Source organism: Telmatospirillum siberiense, from assembly GCF_002845745.1.
Classification (GTDB): Bacteria; Pseudomonadota; Alphaproteobacteria; order Rhodospirillales; family Magnetospirillaceae; genus Telmatospirillum; species Telmatospirillum siberiense.
In genome coordinates, this window is sequence record NZ_PIUM01000001.1 from 37,141 (window position 1) to 49,597 (window position 12,457).

Consider the following 12,457-nt stretch of genomic DNA (forward strand, 5'->3'; position numbering starts at 1 on the left):
GGAACCGTGGCGTCCACGGAAATTAAAAATGACATCGTAATGATGTGCAGCGGGATAATAGTGACTCACGCGGTGCTGTCAAACATCTGCTTCGATATTTTGTCTCCGGTCTCCGGAATCATTGCTCCCGTCGCCCCATTTTTGCCTCCGCGGGGGCCGGATGGACAGCCTGTCGCTTGGTTCGAGAGGGCCATTGGGTTAGGGTTTCGGCGCCAATGATCGTTCGAGGGCCGAAAAATGCTGATGCGTGCCGAGCAATCCAATCTTCTCATCATCGATGTGCAGGAGCGGCTTGCTCCCGTGATGTCTGATCCCCGTCGGGTCATCCGCGGCTGCGGTCTGCTGATGCGGGCGGCCCAACGCCTGGAGGTGCCGGTGATCGCCAGCGAGCAATATCCGCAAGGCATCGGGCCGACGATCTTCGATTTGCGCGAATGGTTGCCGCCGGAAGGAGCCGTGGCCAAGCTGCACTTTTCCTGCGCCGACGAACCCGCCCTGCTTGATCGTCTGACCGCCGGCCGTCGCCGGCAGGTGGTCCTGGCCGGAATCGAAGCGCATATCTGCGTGCTGCAATCGGCGCTCGGGCTGAAAGAGAAAGGGTTCGATCCCTTCGTCGTCACCGACGCCAGCGCCTCGCGCCGCCCGGAGAATGAGACGGCGGCATGGGAACGCCTGCGTCAGGCGGGTATTCCCACGGTGACCGTCGAAATGGTCCTGTTCGAATGGCTGCGCGCGGCCGGGACCCCGGCCTTCAAGGAATTGGTCGGCCTGGTTAAATAGGGCGGGCGTGGAAGATGACGAAGACACAGCTTCTCCTCTGCCCGGGATTATTGAACGACGCCGCCTTGTGGCGACATCAATGCGAGACGCTCGCCGATGTCGCCGACATCGCGGTGGCCGATCTGACGGTGGCCGACAGTGTCGCCGGTCTGGCCTGCGCCATTCTCGACCGGGCGCCGCCGCGCTTCGCCCTGGCCGGCTTGTCGATGGGCGGCTATGTCTCCTTCGAAATCATGCGCCGGGCGCCGGAGCGCGTCAGCCGCCTGGCCTTGTTCGATACCCGGGCCCGGCTCGATCCCGAAGACTCGCGCATCCGCCGCCGTGAACTGATCGATATCGCCAGGCGGGGCGGCTTTTCGAAGCTTCCCCCCCAGATGCTGGCCGGTCAGTTGCATCCCGATCATGCGAAGGATCCCGAAATCGCCCGCACCGTGCTGGCGATGGCCGAGCGGATCGGCGCGGACGCCTTCATCCGCCAGCAGACGGCCATTCTCGGTCGACCCGACAGTCTTCCCGGCCTCTCCGCCATCTCCGTGCCGACCCTGGTCGCCGGCGGGCGCCAGGACACCATCACGCCGCCCGTCATCTTGCAGGAGATTTCCGACGGCATCCCCGGGGCCAGGCTGGTCATCATCGAGGATGCCGGACATCTGGCGCCCTTGGAGCAGCCTCACGCGGTCAGCGCGCTGTTGCGTTATTGGCTGCAGGGATGAGCCGACCGGCCGCCTCGAAAGAGGGAGGCCCCAAGCCCGAGCGGCGTCCGAGCCAGGGTTTCCGCGGATGCGGAAACTCAACACTGATGATTCTTAAGGACCCGTTAGACGATCACTTATCGTTTAACGGGTCCTTTGTCTTTCCCGGATCAGCCGGCGCGAACGCCATAGACGGCATAATTGACCTCGAGCGAGGCGCAACGCTCCCAGCGCTCGCGCAAGGGCGCGTAGCGCACGCCTTCGAAGCTTTTCGGAGCGATGCCGACCCGGCGCAGAGCCGCGGCGAATTCGGAGGGACGGACGAATTTCCGCCAATCGTGGGTGCCGCGCGGCAGCCAGCGCAGAATATATTCGGCCCCGACGATGGCCAGGGCGAAGGATTGCGGGGTGCGGTTCAGCGTTGCCCCGAAAAAGGCGCCGCCCGGCTTCAGGCGGTCGCCGACGGCGGAGAGAAACGCATCGGCGTCCGGCACATGCTCGATGACCTCCATCGTCATCACCACGTCGAATTGCCGGTCCAGGGTTTCCGGCGTGGCGCAGCGGTAATCGATGTCGAGGCCGCCCTGCTCGGCATGCAGGCGCGCCACGCCGATGTTCTTTTCCCCCGCGTCGATGGCCGTGACGGCGAAGCCCAGGCGCGCCATCGGTTCGGATAGAAGACCGCCGCCGCAGCCGACGTCGAGCAGGCTCAATCCCTCGAAAGGGCGAGGCGCGGTGGCATCGCGTGAAAAATGTTCCGCTAGATGGTCGCGCAAAAAGGCCAACCTCGGCGGATTGAGCTGGTGCAGCGGTTTGAAATCGCCTTCGGCATCCCACCAGGCGTCCGCCATCGCCTGGAAACGGGCGATCTCTTCGGGAGAGGCCGTGGTGGGGGTGGTGGTGGACGCCATGGAATGCTCCTTACTGCAGGTCGCGGCTTGAGGGGAGGGTGGTCTTGCGTCGGCTGACGATCTTAGAGTATGTATACGCGCCTTCGCTTAAGCGGCAACCTGGCTATCTATAGATTCTTTCAAGGAAATAAAACGATGGCGCGCATCGTTATGAAATTCGGCGGCACATCGGTCGGCGATTGCGAACGCATTAAAAATGTGGCTCGCCGGGTGAAAGCCGAGGTCGATCGGGGAAATGAGGTCGCCGTCGTGGTTTCCGCCATGTCCGGCGTGACCAATCAACTCGTCGACTACTGCAAGCAGATCGCCCCCCTGCATGACGCCCGGGAATATGACACGGTGGTCGCCACCGGAGAGCAGGTGACCATCGGCCTTCTTGCCATGGCGCTGCAGGAAATCGGCGTGACGGCGCGGTCCTGGATGGGCTGGCAGATTCCGATCCGGACCGATGGGGCGCATGGCAAGGCGCGCATCGAATCGATCGACACCACCGAGCTGGAACGGCGCATGGCCGAGGGCGAGGTGGCCGTGGTCGCCGGTTTCCAGGGCGTCGGTCCGGGCAACCGGGTGGCGACCCTGGGCCGTGGCGGGTCGGATACCAGCGCGGTGGCGATCGCCGCCGCCGTCAAGGCCGACCGTTGCGACATCTATACCGATGTGGACGGCGTCTACACCACCGACCCGCGCATCGTTGCCAAGGCCAAGAAGCTCGATAAGATCACTTACGAGGAAATGCTTGAGCTGGCATCGCTCGGCGCCAAGGTGCTGCAGACCCGTTCGGTCGAAATGGCGATGAAGTACCGTGTGCGGGTGCAGGTGCTGTCGAGCTTCGTCGATGCTCCCGGAACTTTGGTTTGTGATGAGGATGAAATCGTGGAAAAGGAACTGGTGAGCGGCATCGCCTATAGCCGCGACGAGGCCAAGATCACCTTGGTCAGGGTGGCCGATCGCCCCGGCGTCGCCGCCTCTATTTTCGGCCCGTTGACGGACGCCAATGTCAATGTCGACATGATCGTGCAGAACGTGTCGGAAGACGGCAAGCATACCGATATGACCTTCACGCTGGCCAAATCCGATCTCGATCGCGCCATCAAGGTGCTGAACGAGAAAAAGGACGAGCTGCATTACGAGCGTCTGGTGCCGGACAGCAATGTCGTGAAGATCTCGGTCATCGGCATGGGCATGCGCAGCCATGCGGGCGTTGCTCAAAAAATGTTCAAGACCCTGGCCGAAAAATCCATCAACATCCAGGTGATTTCCACCTCGGAAATCAAGGTGAGCGTGCTCATCGCCGAGGAATACACCGAACTGGCCCTGCGTGCCTTGCATACGGCCTACGGTCTGGATACGCACTGAATTTTTAGTCCGGAAATTGCAAAGGTGGTTTCCGGTTCGATTTTATGGTCGAAGGCGCGAGAGGAGTAAGACGCGAATGTCCTTGGCCCGGACGCATTTGGATCGGTTGTGGCGGCGTGGCCGGGACTTTCTCGGCACGGAAGTGGCGATCATGGGTGGGGCGATGTCCTGGGTGTCGGAACGGCACCTGGTGGCGGCGATCTCCAACGCCGGCGGTTTCGGGGTGCTGGCCTGCGGGTCCATGCCTCCCGCCCTTCTGGCGGCCGAAATCGAGGGGACCCAGGCGCTGACCGACAGGCCGTTCGGCGTCAATCTGATCACCATGCATCCGCAGCTGGCCGAACTGATCGAGGTTTGCGGCCGCTTGCGGGTCGGGCATGTGGTGCTGGCCGGCGGTCTGCCCCAGGCCTCTTCGATCACGCGGGCCAAGGAACTGGGCGCCAAGGTGATGTGCTTCGCGCCGACGGCTCTTTTCGGCAAGAAGCTGGTTCGTCTCGGCGCCGATGCTCTGATCATCGAGGGAACCGAGGCGGGCGGCCATATCGGGCCGGTTTCGACCAGCGTCCTCGCCCAGGAGATCCTGCCCGTGGTCCGCGACGTGCCGGTCTTCGTCGCCGGTGGCATCGGGCGTGGAGAGGTGATCGTCTCCTATCTCGAAATGGGGGCGGCCGGCGTGCAGCTCGGCACCCGTTTCGTTTGCGCCACGGAATGCGTCGCGCATCCCAATTTCAAGCAGGCCTTCATTCGGGCCAACGCGCGCGATGCGGTGCCCTCGGCCCAGGTCGACCCCAATTTCCCGGTCATTCCCGTCCGCGCGCTCACCAATCCCGCTTCGCAGCGCTTCATCACCTTTCAGCACGACGTGATCGGCCGGTTCCGCAAGGGCGAGATCGATCAGAAGTCGGCCCAGCTCGAAATCGAGCATTACTGGGCGGGCGCGCTCAGGAAGGCGGTGATCGACGGCGACATCGAGAACGGCTCGCTGATGGCGGGCCAGAGCGTCGGCATGGTCAGCCGCGAACAGCCGACGGTGGAAATCATCGCCGATCTCGTCGATCAGGCGGTGAGGGCTCTCGATTCCCGGGAGACATTGGAGGCGACCTTCTGATGCTGCCGAGCGCCAGCACGATCTCGCGACGACTGCTGGGCCGACTGCGTGACGTCATGGCGGGCGGGGGGTCCGCCCAGGACCGTCTTGACAAGGTGGTGACTCTGATCGCCGCCGACATGGTGGCGGAAGTCTGCTCCTGCTATGTGATGCGGGCGGGCGAGGTGCTTGAGCTGTTCGCCACCGAGGGCTTGCTGAAAAGCGCCGTTCATGAAACGCGCCTGCGGGTGGGTGAGGGACTGGTCGGCGACATCGCCGCCCATGCCCGGCCATTGGCGCTGGCCGACGCGCAGAGCCATCCCCGTTTCGCCTATCGTCCGGAAACCGGTGAGGAAATCTTCCATTCGCTGGTCGGCGTGCCGATCATCCGCGGGGGCCGGGTCATCGGCGTCCTGGTGGTGCAGAACAAAAGCCAGCGCCAATATACGGAAGAGGAAGTCGAGACCCTCGAAACCGTGGCCATGGTTCTGGCCGAACTGGTTTCTTCCGGCGAACTGATCAATCGCGACGAACTGGCCCCCATCGACGGCAATGCCGTGCTGCCGGTGCGGATGGAGGGGGTGCGCCTGACCGCGGGTATCGGCATCGGCGTCGCCGTCATGCACGAGCCCAAGATCATCGTCCAGAAGCTGGTCGCCGAGGACCCGCAGGTGGAGCTGGCCCGTCTGCGCGACGCCCTCAACCGGATGCGCAATTCCCTCGACGAAATGTTCGAGGCCCAGGATCTGGCGTTCGGCGGGGAGCATCGCGAGGTTCTGGAGACCTATCGCATGTTCGCCGAGGACGCCGGCTGGCGCGCGCGCATCAGCGAAGCGATCCAATCGGGCCTGACCGCAGAGGCCGCCGTGCAGAAGGTGCATGAGGATACCCGCATCCGCATGAGCCAGGTGAGCGATCCCTACTTGCGCGAACGTCTGCACGATCTCGAGGATATCGCCAACCGCCTGCTGCAGCATCTGGTGCGCGCGGGCGGCAGCGGGGGCACGGCGGCGGGAACCGAACTGCCCGAGAATACCATCCTGGTCTGCCGGACGATGGGGCCGACCGAGCTCCTGGATTACGACCGGCGCCGTCTGCGCGGTCTGGTGCTGGAGGACGGCTCGCCCACCATGCATGTGGCGATTCTGGCCCGCGCCCTCGACATTCCCGTGGTCGGCCGGGTGAAGGACGCCCTTGTGCGCATCGATACCATGGATCCGGTGGTGGTCGATGGCGATAATGGACAGGTATTCGTCCGGCCCTCCGACGATATTCTCGACGCTTTCGCCGCCAATCTGGAGACCCGCGCGGTCAAGTTGGCGACCTATGCGGCCATGCGCGACCTGCCGGCCGTCACTCAATGCGACCAGCCGGTGCGTCTGCTGCTGAACGCGGGATTGCTGGCCGACGTGCCGCAGTTGGAGGCGACGGGAGCCCACGGCATCGGTCTTTACCGCACCGAAATGCCCTTCATGGCCCGTCCGCAATTGCCCGACGTCTGGGCCCAGACGAGCCTTTATTCGAAAATTCTCGACGCCGCCCAGGGCAAGCCGGTGGTGTTTCGCACCCTCGACGTCGGCTCGGACAAGCTGCTGCCTTATTGGGACAGCGCCGGCGAGGACAATCCCGCCATGGGCTGGCGTTCGATCCGCATCACGCTTGATCGTCCGGCGGTGCTGCGCCATCAGTTGCGCGCCCTGGTCCGCGCCGGGGCCGAGCGGGATCTCTATATCATGTTTCCGATGGTCGCCGAGGCCGCCGAACTCATCAAGGCCCGCGCCCTGTTGGACATGGAATTGGAGCGGCATCGCGCCGAAGGCGGCAAGCCCCCGGCCCAATTGCGTGTCGGCACCATGCTCGAGGTGCCGTCCCTGGCCTGGCAGCTTCCCGCCTTGCTGAAGCATGTCGATTTCATTTCCATCGGCAGTAACGACCTGACGCAGTTCCTGTTCGCCGCCGATCGCGGAAACATGCGGATATCGGAACGTTACGACGTCCTCTCGCCGCCCATGTTGAGCTATCTGCGGTCGATCACCGACCGTTGCCTCGATGCCGGCGTGCAGCTTTCCCTGTGCGGGGAAATGGCCGGACGGCCGCTTGACGCCATGGTTCTGCTGGGGTTGGGCATCCGTAATTTGTCGATGTCGGCACCGTCCATCGGCCCGGTCAAGGCGATGGTGCGCAGTCTTTCCCTTTCCAGACTGGAAGACTACATGTCGACCCTCTATGATCTTCCGGACCATTCGGTCCGTGATAAGTTGCGTAATTTTGCATTGGATCACGGTGTTCAACTTTAAGTTTTCTTCCCCATCGCCGTCATCGGCATGTTTCGATGGGCCGCCATTGCATTTCGAATGCCTTTTTTGCTAAGAAGAGCTCCTGACGGCGGTTGGTGGAACAACAAGCGAAAATCAAGGATCGTCGTACCGTGGCAGCAGAAAACCAAGACATGGGCGTAACCGCTCCGGCCGAAGCGACCGGCAGCGTCGGTTCCCTCCTGCGCGAGGCCCGGGAGCGACGCGGCGAGGATCTTGGGTTCGTTGCCAATGCGTTGAGGATCCGTCAACCCTACCTACGCGCGATTGAGGCGGGGCGTTCGGACGATCTTCCCGGATCGACCTATGCGGTCGGTTTCGTGCGGGGCTACGCCGAATATCTGGGACTCGACAGCAAAGAGATCGTCCGCCGGTTCCGCCAGGAAAACGGCGAGTTCAACAATCGCGCCGAATTGGTCTTTCCGTCCGCCGTCTCCGAGGGAAGCATCCCGACAGGAGCCTTGCTCGGCTTCGCCGTTCTGGCCGCGGCGGCGGCTTATGGCGCCTGGTATTGGTATCAATCGCGTGATCCGTCGGTCGCCACGGCCGTGCCGGCGCTGCCCGAGCGGCTGGCCGCCCTGATTCATCAGCCGGTGGGAAGCGGTTCGGAACTGGTTCCCGTCGACGGCAACAAGGTCAATGAGGTGCCGCAGCCGCCGCCGGCCGCAGCCGCTCCGGCGGCTGTGCCCACGGTGACGCCGTCGCAGGGTTCCGTGCCGACGTCCTCCCCGCACGAGGATGTCATTCCCCCGGCCGAGGATGATGGCGCGTCGTCGTCCCAGGCGGCGCCCGGCGTGCCGGTCACGCCGGTGCCGGCGGTGACGCCGTCTTCGGCTCCCGCGCCTCTCGCGCCTTCCGCCTCTCCCGCGCCGGCTCCGGCGGCAGCGCCTGTCGGCGACGCCGCCGTTTCGCGTTCGCAGGATGGAAAGCCGGGACGGGATGCCCGGAACAAGACCGTTCGTCCGCCGGAACCGGCCAAGCCCGCCGAGCCGCCGGCCGACGCCGCGGTGAGTTCCGCTTATCCGGACGGTTCGCAGACTGGTGCCGCGACCGAGTCCGCGTCCCCGGCGGCCGATGCCGCCAAGCCCGCCCGCGATGCCAGGAACAAGGCCCGCGCCAAGACCGACGCCGTCTCCACGGCGGTCACCGGCGAGGGCGTTCCTGCGGAAACGCCGTCCGGCGAGGGGGCCAAACCCGTCATCCCCGCCGCGCCGTCCTCGCGGGTCGTTTTGAAGGCGACCGAGGACTGCTGGATTGAAATCCGCGACCGCAATGGCAAGATTGTGCAAAAGCGTCTGCTGCGGAAAGGCGAGAGCTATTCCGCGCCCACCCGCGCCGGGATGCGGATGACCGTCGGCAATGCCGGCGCCCTGGCCGTCGAGGTCGATGGCAAGGAAACCTCGGGGCTGGGCCGTGCCGGCATGGTGCGCCATGATGTGCCGCTGGACCCCGAGCGTCTGAAGAACGGCCTGGAGCCGGCACCGGAGCCGGTCGCACCGGCCGGCCCACCGGCGGAAGCGCCGGCCGGGACGGCCACTGGTGGCGAATAAGAACGCCACCGGCGGAAAGTCTGGAGACTTGCGTTCCACGAAGTGCGGCAGGTGGCTTGACGCCGCTTTGTCCGGATACGATTTTGCGCTATAACCCCATCCCCCATTTCTTACAGGCGAGACGGCCATGAGTGTAAGGCCCTACCGTGATATCCACCGCCGCGTCAGTCGGCAGATTTTCGTCGGCAACGTGCCGGTGGGCGGCGATGCGCCCATCGCCGTGCAATCGATGACCAATACCCTGACCACCGACGTCAATGCGACGGTGGCTCAGATCCATCGTTTGGAAGAGGCCGGCGCCGACATCGTCCGCGTGTCCTGTCCCGATCAGGAATCGGCCTTTGCGCTCAAGGACATCGTGCGTCAGGTCCATGTCCCGATCGTCGCCGACATCCATTTCCACTATCGTCGCGCCATCGAGGCCGCCGAATCGGGCGCCGCCTGCCTGCGGATCAATCCCGGCAATATCGGATCGGCCGAGCGCGTGCGCGAAGTGGTGCAGGCGGCCAAGGATCACGGCTGCTCGATGCGTATCGGCGTCAACGCCGGCAGCCTTGAGAAGGAACTGCTCGAACGTTATGGCGAGCCCTGTCCCGAAGCGATGGTCGAAAGCGGGCTGAACCACGCCCGCATTCTGGAAGACAACGACTTCTTCAACTTCAAGATCAGCGTCAAGGCATCCGACGTGTTTCTGGCCGTGGCGGCCTATCAGGCCCTGGCCGAGGCTTGCGATTATCCGCTGCATCTCGGGATCACCGAGGCGGGAGGCCTGCGTGGCGGAACGGTGAAGTCGTCGATCGGCATGGGTGCCCTGCTGTGGGCCGGAATCGGCGATACCATCCGTGTTTCTCTGTCGGCCGATCCGGTCGAGGAGATCAAGGTCGGCTACGAGATGCTGAAGTCTCTCGGGCTGCGCAACCGCGGCGTCCGCATCGTCTCCTGTCCCTCCTGTGCCCGTCAGGGCTACGACGTGGTCAGCACTGTGGCGACGCTGGAAGAGCGGCTGGCCCACATCACCACGCCGCTCACCCTGTCCATCATCGGCTGCGTGGTCAATGGTCCCGGCGAAGCGCGGGAAACCGATCTGGGGGTGACCGGCGGCGGCGGCGGCAGCCATATGGTCTATGTGGGGGGCAGCCCTGATCATAAGATCGACAGCGCCGACATGATCGAACACATCGTCTCCCTCGTGGAGAAGAAGGCCGCGGCGATCGAAGCCGACAAGGTCAAACTATCAGCTGAGTGAGTCTTCCTTTCGTGTCAGTCCTACAGCCGGTGCGCGGCACCCATGATTTGTTGCCCGATGAGGCTCGCCGCCACCGTCTGGTCGAGGAGATCGCCTTCGACGTCGCCAGGCGTTACGGCTTTGGCGAGATCATCACCCCGATCTTCGAATTCACCGAAGTCTTCTCGCGCAATCTGGGCGAGACCACGGATGTGGTTTCGAAGGAGATGTACAGCTTCACCGATCGTTCGGGCGAGGGGCTTACCCTTCGCCCCGAAGGTACGGCGGGCGTGGCGCGGGCCTTCATTTCCGGCGGGTTATCCCAGCATCTGCCTCTGAAGCTGTTCTATCGCGGGCCGATGTTCCGCTATGAGCGGCCGCAAAAGGGACGGTTGCGCCAGTTCCACCAACTGGGCGTCGAGTTGCTGGGAGTCGAGGGATCGCAGGCCGATGTCGAGGTGATCGCGCTGGCCGCCCATATCCTGGAAGCGCTGGGGCTCAAGGACAATGTCCGCCTGGAACTGAACAGCCTGGGCGACGCGGCATCGCGGGCGAACTACCGCGATGCGCTGGTCGCCTATCTGTCGGGCCGCAAGGACCAGCTTTCGAAGGACAGCCTGGAGCGCATGGAGCGCAACCCCTTGCGCGTTCTCGATTCGAAGGACGAGAGCGACAGGCAGGTGGTGGCCGACGCTCCGCTGATGCAGGATTATTTGAACGACGAGTCGCGCCGTTTCTTCGACGAGGTGCAAAACGGCCTCGCCGCCGCCGGCGTTCCGGTCACTCTCAACAGCCGGCTGGTGCGCGGCCTCGATTACTATTGCCACACGGCCTTCGAATTCACCACGACGGCGCTCGGCGCCCAGGGCACGGTTCTGGCCGGCGGGCGTTACGACGGATTGATCGGCCAGATGGGCGGTCCGGCGACCCCCGGCATCGGCTGGGCGGCGGGAATCGAGCGTCTGTCCATGCTGTTCGCCGGCGAGGCTCCGGTGGTCCGTCCCCTGGTTCTGATTCCCATGGGCACGGCCGATGCGGCCGTCGGCTTGGCCCAACGGCTGCGTCACGCCGGCTTCACCGTCGAGACGGGCTATTCGGGGAATATGAAGAAGCGTCTGGCCCGGGCCAACAAAGTCAACGCCCGCGCCGCCATCATCCTCGGCGAGGAGGAATGGGCCCGGCAGGCGGTGGCGGTGCGCGACCTCGACTCGGGCGAGCAGGAGGAGGTTCCGCTGGCTGCGCTGGAGGACCGCCTGTCCCGGTTTCGCTGAGCCATGAACGACAACCGTTTCATTCTGCGACCGATCATCGTTGGCGCCAATCATCGCTCCAGTTCCCTGGCGCTCCGCGATGCCCTGTTCGTCGATGACGCGGCACAACCCTTTTTTCTCGCCGCGCTGAGGCAGGCCGGCCTGGCGCAGGCGGTGGTCTTGTCCACCTGCGATCGGGTCGAGGTGCTGACCATGCATCACGACGCCGCCGTCGCCGAGGCGATCATCGCCCAGGCTTTCGCCATGCGCGGCCATGTGACCACAGACGGCTTGGCCGGACAGCTCTATACGCTGGCCGACGAGGCCGCGGTCAAGCATTGCTTCGCCGTGACCGCCTCGCTCGACAGTCTGATCATCGGTGAGCCTTACGTGCTGGGCCAGGTCAAGGCGTGTCATCGGATCTCGCGGGAGGCCGGACTCTGCGGCCCCGAAATGGAAACCCTGCTGGCCGCCGCCTATGCGGTGGCCAAGCGGGTGCGTTCGGAAACCGCCGTGGCCGAGCGGCCGGTGTCCATCGCCTCCGCCGCAGTGCAGTTCGCCCGCGACTTGCATGGCGAATTGAGCGACTGCCAGGCGCTGCTGCTGGGGGCCGGCGAAATGGGCGGGCTGGTGGCCGAAAGCATGCTGGCGGCCGGCGTTCATCGCCTGGTGGTGGCGGCGCCCAGGCAAAGCCAGGCCGAATCCTTGGCCGAAAGTCTGAACTGCCACCTTGGGGCATTCGAAAATCTGTCGGAACTCATGCCCGACGCCGACATCGTGCTGACCGCCGTCAGCGGGCGGCATCATCTGATCGGCGCCGAACATATCCAGGCGGCCCTTCGCAAACGGCGCCGCAAGCCGGTCTTTTTGGTCGACGTCGGCATTCCCGGCGACATCGACCCGGCCGTCAACCGGGTTGACGGGGCGTTCCTTTACGATTTGACCGATCTCGAACGGCTTGCCATGGAAGGCCGGGCGACCCGCGAGGTGGCGGCGCGCGAGGCATGGACCATCGTCGATGCCGAACTGACCAGTTTTTCCCGTGGCCGGGCGGCGCGGGTGGCCGTGCCGTCGATCGTCGCCCTCAGGTCCCGTTTCGAGGCGGTGCGAGACCAGGCGCTCGCCGAGGCGGGCGGCGACGCCGAGAAGGCGACCCATCTGCTGGTCAGCCGCCTGTTGCATGAGCCCAGCGAAGCGATGCGCGAAATCGCCGCCGGAGGCGATGGGACGAAGGCCGAATGGGACGCCGCCGAGCAGTTGCTTCGGCGGCTGTTCCGGCTGGAGTGAGCCG

10 protein-coding genes are annotated in these 12,457 nt (G+C 64.6%); 9 read left to right on the top strand and 1 reads right to left on the bottom strand.

The window, feature by feature from the left end; genetic code table 11:
- The first annotated feature begins 237 nt into the window (after positions 1-237).
- A complete protein-coding gene (locus tag CWS72_RS00210; protein WP_101248548.1) occupies positions 238-780 on the top strand; it encodes a hydrolase in 543 nt (180 codons plus the stop codon).
- Positions 781-794: 14 nt separating this feature from the next.
- Positions 795-1,493, top strand: a complete 699-nt coding sequence (locus CWS72_RS00215; RefSeq protein ID WP_101248549.1) for an alpha/beta fold hydrolase — start codon at positions 795-797, stop codon at positions 1,491-1,493.
- 149 nt (positions 1,494-1,642) lie between these two features.
- Here the strand turns inward: CWS72_RS00215 and ubiG are convergent, their stop codons facing one another.
- Positions 1,643-2,383 (bottom strand): bifunctional 2-polyprenyl-6-hydroxyphenol methylase/3-demethylubiquinol 3-O-methyltransferase UbiG, encoded by a 741-nt coding sequence (gene ubiG, locus CWS72_RS00220; protein WP_101248550.1) that lies wholly within the window; start codon positions 2,381-2,383, stop codon positions 1,643-1,645.
- A 135-nt stretch (positions 2,384-2,518) separates the two neighbouring features.
- On the opposite strand from ubiG, the gene CWS72_RS00225 reads away from it, so the two are divergent.
- The 7 genes from CWS72_RS00225 to hemA all read left to right on the top strand — a co-directional run bounded on the left by CWS72_RS00225 (position 2,519) and on the right by hemA (position 12,453).
- On the top strand, positions 2,519-3,739 hold the full coding sequence (locus CWS72_RS00225; protein ID WP_101248551.1) for an aspartate kinase: 1,221 nt from the start codon (positions 2,519-2,521) through the stop codon (positions 3,737-3,739).
- A gap of 76 nt (positions 3,740-3,815) precedes the next feature.
- Positions 3,816-4,847, top strand: coding sequence for an NAD(P)H-dependent flavin oxidoreductase (locus tag CWS72_RS00230; protein WP_101248552.1), 1,032 nt, complete (start codon positions 3,816-3,818; stop codon positions 4,845-4,847).
- Positions 4,847-7,123: a phosphoenolpyruvate--protein phosphotransferase gene (gene ptsP, locus CWS72_RS00235; RefSeq protein WP_101248553.1), complete on the top strand. Its 2,277-nt coding sequence runs from the start codon at positions 4,847-4,849 to the stop codon at positions 7,121-7,123. The genes CWS72_RS00230 and ptsP overlap by 1 nt, the downstream gene beginning before the upstream one ends.
- 131 nt (positions 7,124-7,254) lie before the next feature.
- Positions 7,255-8,691, top strand: a complete 1,437-nt coding sequence (locus CWS72_RS00240; RefSeq protein WP_146002572.1) for a helix-turn-helix domain-containing protein — start codon at positions 7,255-7,257, stop codon at positions 8,689-8,691.
- A 127-nt stretch (positions 8,692-8,818) separates the two neighbouring features.
- Positions 8,819-9,937: a flavodoxin-dependent (E)-4-hydroxy-3-methylbut-2-enyl-diphosphate synthase gene (gene ispG / locus CWS72_RS00245; protein WP_101248555.1), complete on the top strand. Its 1,119-nt coding sequence runs from the start codon at positions 8,819-8,821 to the stop codon at positions 9,935-9,937.
- Between the two features lie 11 nt (positions 9,938-9,948).
- Positions 9,949-11,187 carry a histidine--tRNA ligase gene (gene hisS, locus CWS72_RS00250; protein WP_101248874.1) on the top strand — a complete coding sequence of 413 codons (1,239 nt, stop codon included), beginning with the start codon at positions 9,949-9,951 and terminating at the stop codon, positions 11,185-11,187.
- A gap of 3 nt (positions 11,188-11,190) precedes the next feature.
- On the top strand, positions 11,191-12,453 hold the full coding sequence (hemA, locus tag CWS72_RS00255; protein ID WP_101248556.1) for a glutamyl-tRNA reductase: 1,263 nt from the start codon (positions 11,191-11,193) through the stop codon (positions 12,451-12,453).
- Positions 12,454-12,457 lie beyond the last annotated feature (4 nt).

Excerpts from the sequence above, each read along its gene's own strand:
- CWS72_RS00210 (WP_101248548.1), top strand. The coding sequence starts at position 238 with ATGCTGATGCGTGCCGAGCAATCCAATCTTCTCATCATCGATGTGCAG.
- CWS72_RS00215 (WP_101248549.1), top strand. The coding sequence starts at position 795 with ATGACGAAGACACAGCTTCTCCTCTGCCCGGGATTATTGAACGACGCC.
- ubiG (WP_101248550.1), bottom strand. The coding sequence starts at position 2,383 with ATGGCGTCCACCACCACCCCCACCACGGCCTCTCCCGAAGAGATCGCC.
- CWS72_RS00225 (WP_101248551.1), top strand. The coding sequence starts at position 2,519 with ATGGCGCGCATCGTTATGAAATTCGGCGGCACATCGGTCGGCGATTGC.
- CWS72_RS00230 (WP_101248552.1), top strand. The coding sequence starts at position 3,816 with ATGTCCTTGGCCCGGACGCATTTGGATCGGTTGTGGCGGCGTGGCCGG.
- ptsP (WP_101248553.1), top strand. The coding sequence starts at position 4,847 with ATGCTGCCGAGCGCCAGCACGATCTCGCGACGACTGCTGGGCCGACTG.
- ispG (WP_101248555.1), top strand. The coding sequence starts at position 8,819 with ATGAGTGTAAGGCCCTACCGTGATATCCACCGCCGCGTCAGTCGGCAG.
- hemA (WP_101248556.1), top strand. The coding sequence starts at position 11,191 with ATGAACGACAACCGTTTCATTCTGCGACCGATCATCGTTGGCGCCAAT.